Genomic DNA, 15,515 nt, shown 5'->3' with positions numbered 1-15,515 from the left:
GGCGGCCTGAGGCTGGACATCGGCGGCCGCCTCCATTACCCAGGGCGGGCCATGCCAAACGCCATGACGACCGCCGGCCCCGCGCCGGCCGCGCCGCCGGCCGCCGCGCCGGGGCTTCTCGCCCGCCTGGACTGGGCCCTTGTCGCCGTCCTGGCCCTGGCGGCCTTTCTCCTCTTCTACAACCTGGGCCAGCGCCCCTTCTGGCAGGACGAGGCCGAGACGGCCTGCCTGGCCAAGAACGTGCTGTCCGCCGGCCTGCCCTACGCCTTCGACGGGGTCAACGTCGTCTCACAGGAAGAGGAGCGCGAGTTCGACAAGACCGGCGGCTACCTCTGGCGCTGGTCGCCCTGGATCCAGATCTACATGCAGGCCGCCGGCTTCGCCGTGGGCGGCCTCGATGCCGCCGCCGGCCGCGCGCCCTTCGCCCTGGCCGCGCTGCTCTCCATCTTCTGGACCTACCGTTTGGTGCGCCGCCATTTCGGCGACCGCAACTGGGCCTTGCTCGCCGCCACGCTGCTCACCCTGTGCGTCCCCTATCTCCTCATCGGCCGCCAGGCCCGCTACTACGCCCCGGGCACGCTGTTCGTCCTGTGGACCCTGGACGCTTTTCTTTGCGACTGGCAGCGCCGCTGGCCGCCGCTTCTGGCCATGTTCGCCGGCATGGTGCTGCTTTTTCATGCCAACTATCTGCTCTTTCTGAGCTTCGCCCCCACGGCCCTGGTCGCCGCCGCCCTGGTCTTTCCCGAGCGCATGGCCGTCAAGCGCCTGTCGCTTCTGACCCTGGTCACCGTGGTCGTGGCCGTGATCCCGGGCGTGCTGCTCTACCGCATCGGCCGGCAAAGCGGCATGTTCGACGTGCTGCTCGTGCCGGAAAACCTGATGCTCTATTTCGCCGACCTGTGCATGTTCTGCATTCCCCTGCCCGTGTCCGCCGCCCTGGTCTGGCGCTGGCGCGCCTTTCTCACGGGCCTGGCGCGCCCGGCCGACCCCGGCGAGCGGTTCGTGCTTTTTTCCGCCGTGCTGATCGTTTTGAGCCTGCTTTTCCTCGGCATCGTGCCTCAGCGGTTTTTCCGCTACATCGCCCATCTGCTCCCCCTGTGCGCCATCCTGCTCGCCTGGTGCGTGCGCCGGCTGTGGGGGTTTTCCCGGCCGGCCTCGGTCATGCTCTTTCTCCTTTTGGCCTTCACCAACTGGCTGGCCGTCTACCCCATGGAACGGCTCAAAATCGTCAACCGGCCGTGGCAGAACGATTTCCGCATGCTCACCTCGCTCAATTTCCCCATCAAGCTCTTCGTCACCGAGCTCGTGTGCGGCTATCCCGACGTCAACATCGCCATCGGCGAGTTCTTCAAGACCCACGCCAAGCCCGGCCAGACCGTATTGGCCGAATACGGCGACCTGCCGCTCATGTTCGCCGTTCCCGGCCTCAGGGTCCTGGGCGGCCTGCAAGGGCCCGTGCCCGAGGGCACGGTTCCGGACTGGGTGCTGCGGCGGCGCGTGGTGCGGGTCAACCGCGACCGTTTCCTTTTCGGGGCCCGGGAATTCACCGACGCCATGGACCTTTCCCGCGACTACGAGCGCGTGCCGCTGCCCTTTCCCGACGAGACCTTCGGCAACCGCACCGACGACCCCAACCACCACTATTTCGTGCCCGTGGAGGAGCCCCAAAAGGAGCTCGAGGTCTGGCGTCGCAAGGAGGCGCGGCCATGACGCGGCTTCTCACCCGTGACAACCTCGTCCGGGCGCTCCTGCTCGTGGCTCTCGGCGGCACCCTGTGGAAGGGCTTCCTCAAGACCCCCGAGGGGGCGACGCTTGTCGACCCGAAGTCCTTTTACAACGGCCTGGTCAACGACGGCGAGAACACGGCCATCATGAAGGAACGCCACCGCGACGTGCTGGAGGCCACGGACAAGGCCGTGCGCGTGCGCCTGGGCGAGTTGCGCGCCGGCGTCTACAAGCCCGCGCCCGATTCCATCGTCACCGAGGAGTCCCTTGAGCGGGCCATCCGCAAGGACCAGGCCACGCGCGAGCGCGCCGTGGACGACGAGGTCCGGGCCTGGGAAAAGCTCGAGCGGGCCAGGCGGCTGGAGGCCGCCGGCTGGCGCATGGGCCTGGGCTGCGCCCCGGCAGGGGAGGGCAGGCCGTGAGCCGGGCGGGCAGGGTTCTGCGTCGCGGCCTGTGGGCCGGCCTTGCCGTGGTCGTGCTGGCCGCGGGGACGCTCATTTGGTTCGGGGCCTGGCACTATCCGGCCATGGGCCTGGCCGGCATCCCCAAGGACGGCTACCGCCAGGCCATGGACATCGCCGCGCGCGGCATGACCGCTTCCGACGGCCTGACCTTTGAGGACTGGGATTTCCTGAAGTTCCGCCAGGTGGAGCGGGGCGGCGAGGCCTACGCCTGGGGCGCGGCCCGCTGCAAGGCCGCCGACGGCTCCACCAGCTTCTACTGGGTCTACCTGGAGTGGAGCAAAAAGCGCGGCCAGTGGCTGCGCAACTACAGCCTGGAACTGGCCGCCCCGGACGACGAGATCTATTTCACCCGGACCTTCCCCGGCCAGATCGGCCGGGCCAGGCTGGCGCTCGGCAAGATTCTCGGCCAGCTCGCCTCCCGCGTCCGCGAGGCCCGCGCCTTCCCCCCCGACCCCCGAGACTTGCAAAGGCCGGGTCTTTGACGTATTGGCCATTTTTCCGGTCAAGTGCCGGCAACCGGCCTGGGCCAAGGGTCGCCGGCGCGGCGTACAGCCACAATCCCATCCGAGCCGCCGCCGTTTCCAAACCACGCGAGGAAATAACGAACGCCATGAGACTTCGCCAACGCTGCGAGCACTTCAATAGCCTGCATTCGAGCATCTCGGCCCTGGGCATCAACCCCTACTTCCGTCCCATCGCCAAGACCTGGGGCACCGAAGTCGAGGTCGACGGCCGCCGCCTCATCATGATCGGCTCCAACGACTACCTAGGCCTGTCCCACGACCCCCGGGTCATGGACGCCTCGGCCCGGGCCGTCTACGACTGGGGCACCGGCCCCGGCGGCTCCCGTTTCCTGAGCGGCAACATGGTCCTGCACCACAAGCTCGAAGAGCGCCTGGCCGCCTTTGTCGGCAAGCGCGGGGCCGTGGTCCACGTCACGGGGTTCAGCACCAACATGGGTGCGCTCGGCGTCCTGGTCACCCCGGCCGACACCGTGATCTGCGACCGGGAGAACCACGCCAGCATTTTCGAGGGCATCAAGAACACCCGGGCCCGGCTCGTCACCTTCGCCCACAACGACGCCGCCCAGGCCATGCAGCGCGTGGAGGCCGCCAAGGCCGCCCGGCCCGACGGCGACGTCTTCCTGGTCACCGAGGGCGTCTTCAGCATGTCCGGCGAGCTGGCCGTGCTGGACGAGCTGGCCGCTGTGAAGGAAGCCCATCCCGACATCGTCTTCTACCTCGACGACGCCCACGGCCTGGGCGTGTTCGGCCGGGGCGGGCGCGGCGCGGCCGACCATTTCCGCATCACGGACAAGGTCGACTTCATCATGGGCACCTTCAGCAAGTCCCTGGCCTCCATCGGCGGCTTCATCGCCTCCGACGACGAGGACATGCTGCGCTACCTGCGCTACCAGTCGCGCACGCAGATTTTTTCCGCCGCCCTGCCGGCCGCCAACACCGTGGCCGTGCTGACCTGCCTGGACATCCTGGAGCGCGAGCCCGAGCGGGTGGACCGCCTCCACGAGGTCACGGTGCGCATGCGCCAGGCCTACAAGGACATCGGGCTGCGCATCGGCGGCTCGGCCTCGCCCATCATCCCCATCATCATCGGCTCCGACGAGAAGGCCTTCCAGTTCTCCCGGGCCCTGTTCGAGGCCGGCATCTTCGCCCTGCCGGCGGTGTACCCGGCCGTGCCGCGCGGACAGGCGCTGATCCGCACGGCCTACATGAGCACACACGAGGACCGCCAGCTCGACGTCGTCCTGTCCGTCCTCGACCGCCTGGCCCGGGAATTCCGCGTGCGCGAATGCGACCTGCCAGAGGACCCCGGCCTGGACTGCGCCTCCGACGACCCCGAGGCCGCCGGCCGCTCCAGGCTCTCGTACTTGTAAAGCGCCAAGGCCTCCGGTATAGGCGCGGGAACGTCGGAGGACGACGTCCCCCGGTATCTTTTTATGGCCATAGGAAAACGAAAACAGATCACCGTCGCGGAGCTCGACCGCATCAGGCGTCGCGGCTCCGGGCCGATGCGCTATTACGACTTGGTGCGCGTGAGCGTGCGCGAGGTCGTGCGCAAGCGCCGTCGCTACATCGGCGTGCTCGCCTCCATCGCCCTGGGCATGGCCGGTTTCATCGTCATCATCACCATGGGCAACGACCTCAAGAAGAACTTCAACAACGACCTCGACCTGCTCGGCGGCGCGACGATCATCAACGTCATGTTCGAGCAGCTGCCGCTGGAGCGCCAGGAGTGGTTCCGCGAACGCACCCTGGAGGCCCTGGGCCGCATTCCGGGCGTGACGGACATCACCAAGGTGGCGCTCAAAACCAGCGCCCTGACCACCTGGCAGGACCGCCTCTTCGGCTTCAACCTCGTGGGCTGCGAGGCCAACTACTGGCGTGTCTTCTCGTTCAACGCCGCGGCCGGCCGGCTGTTCGACGAACGCGACGTGGAGGAGGGGGCCAGGGTGTGCGTGGTCGGCACCGACCTCGCCCGCCAGATGTTCGGCAGCGACCAGCAGGCGCTCGGCAAGGTGCTGTCCATCGACGACAACCTCTACACCGTGGTCGGCATCCTGGGCGGCGTGCGCGCCGGCGACCGCGCCCAGTTCGTGTTCCTGCCCATCACCACGGCCCAGGCCAGGGTGGTCGGCATCTCCATGCCCTACAGCGCCTACGTGCGCTGCGCCACCTGGGACGACGTGGCCCTGGTGGCCAAGGCCGTGCCCGGCGTGGTCAAGGCCAACCAGATCGACCGGGGCCTGCGGGTCAACGTGGCCTGGGAGCCGCTCAAGCAGGTGCAGCGCATCTTCTGGTGGGTGGAGCTGTTCATCTACTGCTCCATCGTGGCGACAATGATCCTCGGCGGGTTCGGCATCTGGAACATCATGATGGCCACGGTCACCAGCCGCACCCGGGAAATCGGCCTCAAAAAGGCCATGGGCGCGCTGGACACCGACATCCTGTACCAATTCCTGTTCGAGGCCCTTTGCGTCACCATGTCCTCGTCGGTCTTCGGCGTGATCCTCGGGCGCGTCGGCATCGAGTACATGAGCCGCATGCTCGACTCGCGGCCGCCCGAGGGGCTGTTCTTTTTCTGCCTGCTCCTGGGCATCGTGTTCGCGGCGGTGCTCGGCATCGGCGCGGGCCTGTATCCCTCCATCCGGGCCAGCCGGATGCAGGTGGTGGATGCGATGCGCTATGAGTAACCAGACCCCCGCTTTCGACGACCACGAACTCGTCATCGACATCAACGGGCTGACCAAGACCTACAACTCCGGCCTGGAACCCATCCGCGTGCTCAAGGACGTCAACCTGCACGTGCGCCGGGGCGAGATGGTGGCGGTCATGGGGCCGTCAGGGTCGGGCAAGTCCACCTTGCTCTTCATCCTGGGGCTTTTTCAGCCGCCCTCCACCGGCGGCTACAAGGTGGCGGGCGTGGACGTGCTTTCGCTCACCCGCGACCAGCAGGCGATCTTTCGCCGGGAGATGCTCGGGTTCGTTTTCCAGACCTGTGACCTGCTCGAAAACTCCACGGTGTACGAGAACCTGGAGTTGCCGCTGATCTACGCCGGCGTGCGCCGGCGGGATCGGCCCGAACGGATCAAGGAGGCGCTCAGCATGGTCAATCTCGACCATCGCATCCACCAGCCCTCCAACCGCCTGTCCGGCGGCGAACGCCAGCGCGTGTCCATCGCCAGGGCCCTGGTCAACGAACCGGAGTTTATTTTGGCGGATGAGCCCACCGGGCAGCTTGACCGGGAAAACAGCCTGCGTGTATTGGAGTACTTCACGAAGATCACGGAAGAAGCGCGCACGGCCATGGTCGTGGTCACCCACGACGGGATGACGGCCGAGCATTGCACGAGAAAATGCGTCCTGACGGACGGCTACCTGAACGGTTAAACGCTCGACGGGGAGGAGCGCATGGCCAGGCATTTGACCAGCGGACAGGGGGGAAGGGCGTCCGGGGGGGACGTCGTTGCCCGCGCGGCGGGGGGCGTTTCGGCCCGTCTGGCGAAGACGGCGGTGTTTCTCCTGGCGGCGGCGCTCATGGCCGCCCAGGCCATGGCCGGTCCGGCGGACCGCTACACCAAGGACAAGGTGAACGGGACGGCCGTTTCCGCGCCTGCGCCGGCGTCGACGCCGGCGGCTTCCGCTCCTGCGGCGGCGCCCGCGACCAAGGCCGTCGACGACGAGCCGGCGCCGAGCTTTTCCAAGGCCTCGTCCCAGCTCGCCCTGGGCACGACCGCCATTCGTTCGCCCGCCGACTTCCAGGAATGCGTGCGCGTGGCCCTGGCCCAGTCGCCCATGCTGACCAAAAGCTCCATCGAGATCGAATCCAAGCGCCTGGACGTGGGGGATGCCTACTCGCAGTACATCCCGACCATCATCATGAGCACCACGTTCTACCTGCGCCTGCCCGAATACAAGAACACGGTGGCCTCCAGCGCCTACCAGTCCGTGTTCAACAACGCTTCCTCCGATCCGACCCAGAACCTGTCCAACTCCATTTCCGCGGCCAACGCCGTCTACGCCGGCAACTCCAACAACCGCAACCGCAAGACCTACGACCTGAACTTCAACACCGGGGCCTGGAACCCGCTTCTGACCGCCTTCGACGTCCAGGCCAAAAAAGAGCTCGTCAACATCGCCGTGCTCTCGCACCTCAAGGTCATCGACCAGGGCCTGCGACGCCTGGCCACCACCTTTCTCCAGCTCGGCATGACCGAAACCATGATCAAGCTGGCCAAGGAGAAAGAGGAACTGGCCCAGAAGAACCTGGAGTACTCCAAGACCAAGACCGGACTCGGTCAGGGCGCCCAACTCGACGTGCGCATCGCCGAAACCCGGGTCAACATGGCCAAGACCGAAGGCGAGAAGATGCGGACCACCAAGGCCGTGCTTCTCGACGAGCTCAAGTTCATCATGGGCGTGCCCTTTGTGCAGAAGGTCGACGTGAACCTCGCCGAAGCCTCCCGGCAGGTGCTCGACGACTTCAACCCGGCCAACGTGTCCGACGAATCCCTGCGCAAGCACTCGTTCTCGCTGCGCATCCACGAATACGAGAAGTCGCTGCAGCGCAAGAACATCGCTCTGTCCTACATCCATTTCCTGCCGACCTTCTCCTTCGGGTTCACCTCCATCTCCACGCTCAACAGCAGCAGCAACGCCTACAAGGACGACACCTCGAGCCTGCCGTTCATGTATCCGAACCTGACGCTCAATTTCCCCTTCGATTGGTGGACCAAGGGCCGCGACGTCAGCCGCCAGTACAAGAAGATGGCCCAGCTGTCCGTGGAAGGGCGCAACATCGAGTTCACCCTCATGAACGAGTTCCAGCAGGCCCTGGCCAAGCTGCGCTCGGCCAATTCCGACGTGAAGTTCGCCGAATCCTCGGTGGAGCTGCAAAAGCTCACCACCCAGCAGGCCCAGTTCCGCTTCGACTCCGGCCAGGCGGAATACGACGCCATCGTCAAGGCCATGGCCGACTACCTCGACAGCCGCCAGACCTTGCTGCTCAAGCAGTACGACCGGGACGTCGCCATGCTGGCGGTGCGCGGCATCGCCGGCGACTTCCAGGACCGCTACATCAACGTCAGCGTCATGGAGAACAACTAGATGCGGTTTTTCGCCCCGCTTGTGGCCGCCGGCTGCCTCGTCGCGGCCGCCGCGATCCCGTGCGCGGCCCAGGACAAGGCCGCCGCGCCGGCGGCCGCCCAGCCGGCCCAGCCGGCCTCCTTCCGCCCCGCCGAGATCAGCTTTTCCGGCAAGCTCTACAGTCCGGTCAAGTTGTCGGTCTATCTGCCCTACAACGCCAAGATCACCGCGCTTTCCGGCCATATCGGCCAGAAGGTCAAGCGCAACGAAGTGCTGGCCACCTACGAGATCCCCCTGGAAACCCGCATGGACGAGAAAACCAGGCTCTCGTCGGCCAACATCAGGGAACTCGAATACAAGCTGGCCACCGCCGACAAGGAGATCGACCGCCTTTCCGCCAAGGCCCGCGAACTCGAGGCCATGAGCCAGCGCAGCATGGCCTCCCAGCAGTCCATCGCCATGAACAACAAGGAGATCGAGGTGTTCCGCAAGGAAAAGACCTCGATTTCCGAGCAGCTCGCCCTGGCCAAGGAACTGCTCAACGACCGCGTGGAACTGGCCGAGGACCGCTTCGGCAAGGGCGCCGGCGTCGGCAAGGTGCCCAAGGACGGCATCGTCAAGGCTCCCATCGACGGCTTCGTCATGTGGATGAACCCCGAGCTGCGAAACGGCGTCAAGCTGGCCAAGGAAGCCGAGCTCTTCCAGGTCGGCTCCCTCGACCCCATGATCATCCGGGCCCAGGTCCACGAGATCGAGGCGCAAAAGCTCAGGGAGAACATGGCGGCTGTGGTCACCTTCGACTCCATACCCGGCAAGAAGTACGCCGCCTCGGTGTCGCGCATCCCCTGGGCACCCATGCCCGCCGCCTTGCAGCAGCCTTCCTATTACGAAATCGAGCTGACCATCCCCAACCCGGGCCTGGAACTCAAGGAAGGCCTCAAGGGGCAGATCGTCATCCAGCCCGAGAAGTAGCCGGGCATACCGCCATGACCGACGCCGCACTCGTCGTCGCGCCCGTGACCGATCGGGCCGACCTGGACGCCTTTATCCGCTACGCCTGGGAAATCTATCGCGACGACCCGCTGTGGGTGCCGCCGCTCATTCCCATGCAGCGGGATTTCCTGGACCGGGCAAAGGGCCCCTTCTTCGAGTTCGGCCAGGCCGAATACTTCCTGGCCAAGCGGGGCGGGCGCATCGTCGGGCGCATCAGCGCCCACGTGAACGGCCTCTACGAGAAGCACCACGACGCCGAGACCGGCTTTTTCGGCTTCTTCGAGTGCGAGAACGACCGCGAGACGGCTCATGCCCTGTTCGACGCCGCCGCGGCCTGGGTGCGTGCCAAGGGCAAGGTCCGGCTCCACGGTCCGTTGTCCTTTTCCATCTACGACGAGGTGGGCCTGTTGGTGGAGGGTTTCGACAGCCCGCCCTGCATGATGCAGACCCACAATCCGCCCTATTACGAAGACCTCGTCACCTCCTGGGGCTTCGCCAAGACCTACGACTGGTACGCCTACAAGATCAGCTGGAAGCCGGGCATGGACGCCAAGAAGCTGGCCAAGATGCGTGATTCCATCCTGAGGCGCCAGAACTGCAAGATCCTGCCCATCGAGCGCAACGACTTCGCCAAGCGCGGTCCCCAGATCAAGGAACTCTTCAACGACATCTGGAGCAAGAACTGGGGGCACATCCCCCTGACCGACCGGCAGTTCGAGGACATCTTTGTCACCTTGCAGCCCCTGGTGCGGCCGGACCTCGAGAGCATGATCCTCGACGGCGACGACATCGTGGCCTTTTCCGTGGTGTCGCCGGACATGAACCGGTCGGTGAAGAAGTTCAACGGCAAGTTCGGTCTGTGGCAGAAGCTCCAGCTCCTCTACGACTGCCGCGTGCGGCCGCTCACCCACTGCCGGGCCATCATCATGGGCGTGGCCAAGACCCATCAATGGAAGCGCCTGCACCACGCCATCATCCTCAACATCATCGTCAACTTTCTCGAGAACCATCCGAAGATGGAGTACTGCGACTGTTCGCTCATCCCGGAATCCCTGGAGCAGTGGAACAAGACTCTGCTGGATTACGGCGGCGAGCGCTACAAGGTCTTTCGGCTCTATGACCGCGCCATCTGACGGCCCGGTGGCCCGGCGCGATTGGCTCGTCGTCGCGCTGTGCTCCGTGGCGGTGTTCCTGGCGGCCCACCGCCTGGGTCTGGCCTCGCCCTTCGTGATCAACGACGACGTGCGCCAGCAGATCTTCTGGATGGCGCGCTGGCTCGACCCCGCCCTGTACCCGCCCGATCTCCTTGGCGACTACGCCGCCGCCTACGTGCCCCTGGCGCTCAAGGCCCTGTACTACGCCGCCGCCAAGGGCTCGGGCCTCGACCCCATTCTTTTTTCCAAGCTGCTTACGGGCGGGCTCTTCGTGGCGCTGGCCCTGGCCTTCTTCGGCCTGGGCGCGGCCATGGAAGGGCGGCGGCTGGGCTATTTCTGCGCGGCCATGGCCTGCTGCCTGCCGTATTTCCTCAAAAACATCTCCGGCGGCCTGTCGCGCTCCTTCGCGCCGCCGCTTCTGGCCCTGTTCTTCCTGGCCTGGGTGCGGCGCTCGGGCGCAGGCATGGCCGCGACGCTTCTGGCCCAGGCGCTTTTCATCCCCTACATCGCCGTGCTGTGCGCCTTTTGCGCCTGCTGCGACGCGTTCTGGGCCCGCATCACGGACCGCGCCGCCGGTCCCTTTCCGTCCCGGCCATGGCATGGCCTGATCCTGCTCGGGGCGGCCGCCCTGGTCTGGTCCTTCAACCACTCCCTGACCGCCGCCGGTTTCGGCCCCCTGGTCGGTCGCGAGACGCTGGCCATCGGCCCGGAATTCACCGCCGCCGGCCGACTGGAACTCTACCCCCTGCCCAATCCCTTCTTCGACCTCGTCTACTGGCCCTTCGAGGGCATCGGGCTTTTTCTCGACATCGGGCTTTTTACCGGCATCGCGAGCTTGGCCGTGCTGCTGCCCTTCGTCGTCGTCGGAGCCAGGCGCGCTCCCTGGCGCGGGTTGGCCGCCCGGGCCGGCCGGCCGGCGGCAATGCTCCTGGCCGGATCGCTTCTCTTCTACGTCCTGGCCCGGGTCGTGGCGCTCAAGCTCTTCGTGCCCGATCGCTACATCGCCTACACCATCAATCTCCTCTACGCCCTGGCCCTGGCCGTAGTGCTGCGCCATGCCCTGGACAGGCTTCTCGCCCGGGTCGGCGGCCGCGTCGTCCTCGCCGCCTTGGCCCTGGCCGTCGGCATGTGGCGCTTAAGCGGCGCGGGACTCTACGACTACCGCGCCGACGCCGCCCTCTACCGGGCCGTGGCCGCTCTGCCCAAGGACGCCCTCCTGGCCGGCAACCCCGAACTCCTCGACGACGTGCTCACCTTCGGCCGCCGCGACGTCGTGGCCTCCTACGAATTGGCCCATCCCTGGAGCCAGGGCTACTGGACCATGTACTACCCCCGCCTGGCCCATCAGGCCGAGGCCTATTACGCCAAGGATGCGGACGTCGTGCTGGAATTCGCCCGGGCCTACGGCGTGACGCACATGGTGGTGCGCGAGGCCGACCTCACGAAAGAAGCCGCGGCCAAGGGCCCGCTTTTTGCCCCCTTCAACGACCGCATCGCCGCGCTTGCCGCGACGGCCGGCAATTTCGCCCTTCTCGACGGGGAGAAATTCCCCTATACCAGCCCCGAGCCCGGCGTGCGCCTGGTGGACCTGCGGCCGCTTACGGGCGCGCAACCGGCCGTGCCCGGGCCGTGAGGGCCGCCTTGCGACCGCAACCTCGAATTGCCGGGAGCGGCATTCCGGTTCCCTTGCGAGCGTCCAGGCAGTAAAGAGCGAATGCCCTGTATCCTTCGTATTTGAAGCATGACTGACGTTATGTTTCGAAATTGGAATCCGCCATGTCCGACATGCTTTCCATCATCATCCCGCTGTACAACGAGCAGGACAACGTCGAGCCGCTCTACGCCAAGCTCGACGCCGTGCTGCCGACCCTCGGGCATCCCTACGAGGTCATCCTCATCAACGACGGCTCCACGGACGCCACCCGCGAGCGCGTGGACGCCCTGGCCCGTCGCGACGAGCGCCTGCGCGTGGTGCACCTGCGCCGCAATTTCGGCCAGACCGCGGCCATGATGGCCGGCATCGACGCCGCCCGGGGCGACATCCTCATCCCCATGGACGGCGACCTGCAAAACGATCCGGCGGACATCCCGCGTCTGCTCTCCAAGCTCGACGAGGGCTACGACGTGGTCTCGGGCTGGCGCAAGGACCGTAAGGACAATCCCATCAAGCGCAATTTCCCCAGCCGCGTGGCCAACGGGCTCATTTCCATCATCTCCGGCGTGCGCCTGCACGATTACGGCTGTTCGCTCAAGGCCTACCGCCGCGAGATCATCAAGGACGTCAAACTCTACGGCGAGATGCACCGCTTCATCCCCATCCACGCCGCCTGGCAGGGCGCGCGCGTCACCGAGGTCGGCGTCACGCATCACCCGCGCATCCACGGCGAGTCGAAGTACGGCATCGAACGCACGGTCAAGGTCATCCTCGACCTCATGACCGTCAAGTTCCTGGACAAGTACGCCCAGAAGCCCATGTACCTCTTCGGCGGCTTCGGCCTGGCCAGCATCGCCGCCTCGGCCGGCTTTTTCCTGTTCATGCTCTATTGCAAGTTTTTCCTGGGGAAGAGCTTCATCGAGACGCCGTTGCCCCTGGCCGTGGTCATGTTCATGCTCATCGGCATCATCTCCATCTTCATGGGCCTCATTGCCGAGATCCTCATGCGCACCTACCACGAGTCCCAGGACAAGCCGACCTACATCGTGGACTGCACGCGCAACTGCAAGGAGCCCTAGCCTTGGCTGCGACGCCCTTGGCCGCGTCGGCCCCGGCGTCGGGGCGGGGGCGCTAGGCCGTGTGCGGCATCTGCGGCTTCGTCGGGGGCGACGCGGCCGATCCACGGGCCGCCCTGGCGGCCATGAACGCCAGGCTCGCCCGGCGCGGCCCGGACGGCGAGGGAATCTACGAGGACCCGGCCGCCGGCGTGGGCCTGGCCCACCGACGCCTGTCCATCATCGACCTGGCCGGCGGCGGCCAGCCCATGGCCACGGCCGGGGGCGACCTCGTGGCCGCCTACAACGGCGAGGTCTACAACCACGTGCCCCTGCGCCGCGAGCTCGAGGCCAAGGGCCACCGCTTCGTCACCGACCACAGCGACACCGAGGTGCTGCTCCACGGCTGGCGCGAGTGGGGCGAGGACCTGCCGACGCGCCTTAACGGCATGTGGGCCTTCGCGCTCTACGACAAGCCCCGGGGCGTGGTCTTCTGCTCCCGGGACCGCTTCGGCAAGAAGCCCTTTTTCTACGCCGCCCGGCCGGGATTTTTCGCCTTCGCCTCGGAGCTTTCCGCCCTCGTCGCCCATCCCGCCCTGGCCGACGCCTCGGTTTCCCGGCAGGCGCTGCGCAAGTACTTCGCCTACGGCTTCCTGCCCGCGCCGAACGCCCTGTACGAGGGCACGCGCAAGCTCCCCGGCGGCGAGAACCTGCTTGTGGACGTGCGCGACGCCTCCGTTTCGCGCCGCCGCTTCTGGTCCTTCTGCCTGGCCCCGGACGAGGGCCTCGTTTCCGGCGGCGGGGAGGAAGCCATGGCCGGGCGCGTGCTGGAGCTGCTCGACGCGGCCGTAGCGCGCCGGCTCATGAGCGACGTGCCCCTTGGCGTCTTTCTCTCCGGCGGCGTGGACTCCTCGGCCGTGACCGCCCTGGCCGCCCGCCACGCCCCGGACGTGGCCGCCTTTTCCATCGGCTTCGACGATCCGGCTTTCGACGAGTCGGCCAAGGCCCGCGAAGCCGCCGCCTGCTGCCGCGTGGCCCATCATGTGACCACCTTGACCCTGGCCGACGCCTTGCGCCTCATGCCCGAGATCGTCGGCCGTCTCGACGAGCCCATGGGCGACGTGTCGCTCATCCCCACGGCGCTCCTTTGCCGCGAGACGCGCCGCCACGTCACCGTGGCTCTGGGCGGCGACGGCGCGGACGAGCTTTTCGCCGGCTACGACCCCTTCAAGGCCCTGCGCGCCGCCGAGGCCTATTCCCGCGTCGCGCCGAAGCCCCTGCACAAGGCCCTGACGCTCCTGGCCGCCCGGTTGCCCGTGGGCCACGGTTACATGGCCACGCCGTTTAAGATCAACCGCTTCCTGCGCGGCCTGTCCCATCCGGCCCGGCTGTGGAATCCGGTCTGGCTGGGGCCCCTCGATCCTGACGGCATCGCCGCGCTTTTCCGCGAACCCGTGGACCCCGAGGAACTCTATAGCGAGGCCGTCGAAGTCTTCGACGCCTGCCCGTCGCGCGACATGGTGGACAAGACCATGGAGTTCTACACGCGCCTCTACCTGCAGGACGACATTCTGGTCAAAACCGACCGGGCCGGCATGATGCATTCCCTGGAAGTGCGCGCGCCCTTTCTCGACATCGAACTGGTCGACTACGTGCGCCGCATCCCACACCGTTTCAAGTTCCGGCGCGGCACGACCAAGTACATCCTGAAAAAGGCCCTGGAGCCGCTTCTGCCCAAGAGCGTCATCTACCGCCGCAAGCAGGGCTTCGGCGTGCCCGTGGGCCGCTGGCTGGCCGACGGGGCCCTGGCCATGGGTGCGCCGTCGCTCCTGGAAGCCGGCCTCGACGCGGCCTTTTGCCAGGCCCGCCTGCGCGAACACCGGCAGGGGACCGCCGACCATCGGCTCTTCCTCTGGAACCTCTGGGTGCTGCGCCACGCCAGCCTGGCCGGGGTCTGACCATGGATCGCGACAAGCTGGCATACGTCCTAGTGCGTCGCCTGCGGGCGCTTTTGGGCGAGGAGCGGTTCGCCCGCCTGGGGGGGCTCGTTCCCCAGTGCCGACTCCATGAAGCCGTCACACCCGACCCCCTGGTCCTGGCCGAAAAGGCCGCCGCCGTGCTGGAGCGCGAAGGGCGCTCCGTGGTCGGGGCGCGGCTTTTGGCCGTCGGCTGCGGCCCGACCAACGGCATGGGCTACGCCCTGGCGGCCATGGGCGCGACCCGGGCCGTCTGTCACGACCCCCGGCCCGGTTTCGACGTGGGCGGCGACGCCAAGCACCTGGCCGTGCTGGCCGCCATGCACCCCCGGGTGAAGTTCACCTGCGTGGCCCGGGCCGCCCGTCTGGCCGAGATCCCGGACGGCTTTTTCGACGCCGCCGTGGTCGAGCCGGCCAGCCCGACCGATCCCCGCGAACTGGCCGACGCCCTGCGCCGACTGCTCGTCCCGGGCGGCGTCGTCGTCTGGCGTGTGGACTGCCGCGACCCCCTGGAGCGCTATCCCTACCACAGGCTCCTTTTCTCCAAGGCCTCCGCCAAGCGCCTGGCCGGCCCGGACCCCTGCGGTCCCTGGCGCTGCGACGACCACGTCGCCGCCTTGACCGGTGCAGGCTTCGACGTGGCCGTGCCGGCCTACGACAGCGACCCCGAGGCCTTCGCCCTGATCGCCGACCGTCTGCACCCCGACTACGCCCGCCGCGATCCGGGTCTGCTCGCCGTGACGCGCGCCACGCTCGTGGGGCGCCTCCGGGGTGGGGGGGGGGGGGGGGGGGGGGGGGGGGGGGGGGGGGGGGGGGGGGGGGGGGGGGGGGGGGGGGGGGGGGGGGGGGGGGGGGGGGGGGGGGGGGGGGGGGGGGGGGGGGGGGGGGGGG

General features: G+C 67.3%; 13 protein-coding genes. All 13 read left to right on the top strand.

The features are described from left to right. The first annotated feature begins 51 nt into the window (after positions 1–51). Positions 52–1,710 carry a glycosyltransferase family 39 protein gene (locus Q1K70_RS15915; RefSeq protein ID WP_300161510.1) on the top strand — a complete coding sequence of 553 codons (1,659 nt, stop codon included), beginning with the start codon at positions 52–54 and terminating at the stop codon, positions 1,708–1,710. Further along, positions 1,707–2,147, top strand: a complete 441-nt coding sequence (locus tag Q1K70_RS15910) for a hypothetical protein (protein WP_300161508.1) — start codon at positions 1,707–1,709, stop codon at positions 2,145–2,147. Before Q1K70_RS15915 ends, Q1K70_RS15910 begins: the two co-directional genes overlap by 4 nt. Next, the gene (locus Q1K70_RS15905; RefSeq protein ID WP_300161507.1) at positions 2,144–2,671 is read left to right on the top strand and encodes a hypothetical protein; all 528 of its coding nucleotides are present in this window, start codon (positions 2,144–2,146) and stop codon (positions 2,669–2,671) included. Before Q1K70_RS15910 ends, Q1K70_RS15905 begins: the two co-directional genes overlap by 4 nt. 128 nt (positions 2,672–2,799) lie before the next feature. Further along, entirely contained in the window at positions 2,800–4,083 is a 1,284-nt protein-coding gene (locus Q1K70_RS15900) for an aminotransferase class I/II-fold pyridoxal phosphate-dependent enzyme (protein ID WP_300161505.1), read from the top strand. Between the two features lie 63 nt (positions 4,084–4,146). After that, the gene (locus Q1K70_RS15895) at positions 4,147–5,400 is read left to right on the top strand and encodes an ABC transporter permease (RefSeq protein WP_300161503.1); all 1,254 of its coding nucleotides are present in this window, start codon (positions 4,147–4,149) and stop codon (positions 5,398–5,400) included. Further along, complete coding sequence (locus Q1K70_RS15890; RefSeq protein WP_300161501.1) at positions 5,393–6,097, top strand: ABC transporter ATP-binding protein; 705 nt, start codon at positions 5,393–5,395, stop codon at positions 6,095–6,097. Before Q1K70_RS15895 ends, Q1K70_RS15890 begins: the two co-directional genes overlap by 8 nt. A 123-nt stretch (positions 6,098–6,220) precedes the next feature. Beyond that, entirely contained in the window at positions 6,221–7,813 is a 1,593-nt protein-coding gene (locus tag Q1K70_RS15885) for a TolC family protein (RefSeq protein ID WP_300161499.1), read from the top strand. Beyond that, complete coding sequence (locus Q1K70_RS15880) at positions 7,814–8,764, top strand: efflux RND transporter periplasmic adaptor subunit (RefSeq protein WP_300161497.1); 951 nt, start codon at positions 7,814–7,816, stop codon at positions 8,762–8,764. It abuts the gene before it with no gap. A 14-nt stretch (positions 8,765–8,778) separates the two neighbouring features. Continuing rightward, on the top strand, positions 8,779–9,918 hold the full coding sequence (locus Q1K70_RS15875; RefSeq protein WP_300161495.1) for a hypothetical protein: 1,140 nt from the start codon (positions 8,779–8,781) through the stop codon (positions 9,916–9,918). Next, positions 9,902–11,572, top strand: a complete 1,671-nt coding sequence (locus Q1K70_RS15870; protein ID WP_300161493.1) for a hypothetical protein — start codon at positions 9,902–9,904, stop codon at positions 11,570–11,572. The genes Q1K70_RS15875 and Q1K70_RS15870 overlap by 17 nt, the downstream gene beginning before the upstream one ends. A 143-nt stretch (positions 11,573–11,715) precedes the next feature. Continuing rightward, positions 11,716–12,672 (top strand): glycosyltransferase family 2 protein, encoded by a 957-nt coding sequence (locus Q1K70_RS15865; RefSeq protein WP_300161491.1) that lies wholly within the window; start codon positions 11,716–11,718, stop codon positions 12,670–12,672. Between the two features lie 59 nt (positions 12,673–12,731). Further along, entirely contained in the window at positions 12,732–14,606 is a 1,875-nt protein-coding gene (gene asnB / locus Q1K70_RS15860) for an asparagine synthase (glutamine-hydrolyzing) (protein ID WP_300161489.1), read from the top strand. Between the two features lie 2 nt (positions 14,607–14,608). Then, the coding region (locus Q1K70_RS15855; protein ID WP_300161487.1) for a hypothetical protein at positions 14,609–15,515 on the top strand (907 nt) is incomplete at its 3' end.

It is taken from the genome of Solidesulfovibrio sp. (assembly GCF_029978005.1).
GTDB lineage: Bacteria > Desulfobacterota > Desulfovibrionia > Desulfovibrionales > Desulfovibrionaceae > Solidesulfovibrio.
Note: the sequence above shows the minus strand (reverse complement) of the source record. Positions and strands in the feature narration are given on the sequence as shown.

Excerpts from the sequence above, each read along its gene's own strand:
- Q1K70_RS15895 (WP_300161503.1), top strand. The coding sequence starts at position 4,147 with ATGGCCATAGGAAAACGAAAACAGATCACCGTCGCGGAGCTCGACCGC.
- Q1K70_RS15865 (WP_300161491.1), top strand. The coding sequence starts at position 11,716 with ATGTCCGACATGCTTTCCATCATCATCCCGCTGTACAACGAGCAGGAC.
- Q1K70_RS15870 (WP_300161493.1), top strand. The coding sequence starts at position 9,902 with ATGACCGCGCCATCTGACGGCCCGGTGGCCCGGCGCGATTGGCTCGTC.
- Q1K70_RS15910 (WP_300161508.1), top strand. The coding sequence starts at position 1,707 with ATGACGCGGCTTCTCACCCGTGACAACCTCGTCCGGGCGCTCCTGCTC.
- Q1K70_RS15900 (WP_300161505.1), top strand. The coding sequence starts at position 2,800 with ATGAGACTTCGCCAACGCTGCGAGCACTTCAATAGCCTGCATTCGAGC.
- Q1K70_RS15890 (WP_300161501.1), top strand. The coding sequence starts at position 5,393 with ATGAGTAACCAGACCCCCGCTTTCGACGACCACGAACTCGTCATCGAC.
- Q1K70_RS15875 (WP_300161495.1), top strand. The coding sequence starts at position 8,779 with ATGACCGACGCCGCACTCGTCGTCGCGCCCGTGACCGATCGGGCCGAC.
- Q1K70_RS15915 (WP_300161510.1), top strand. The coding sequence starts at position 52 with ATGCCAAACGCCATGACGACCGCCGGCCCCGCGCCGGCCGCGCCGCCG.
- Q1K70_RS15880 (WP_300161497.1), top strand. The coding sequence starts at position 7,814 with ATGCGGTTTTTCGCCCCGCTTGTGGCCGCCGGCTGCCTCGTCGCGGCC.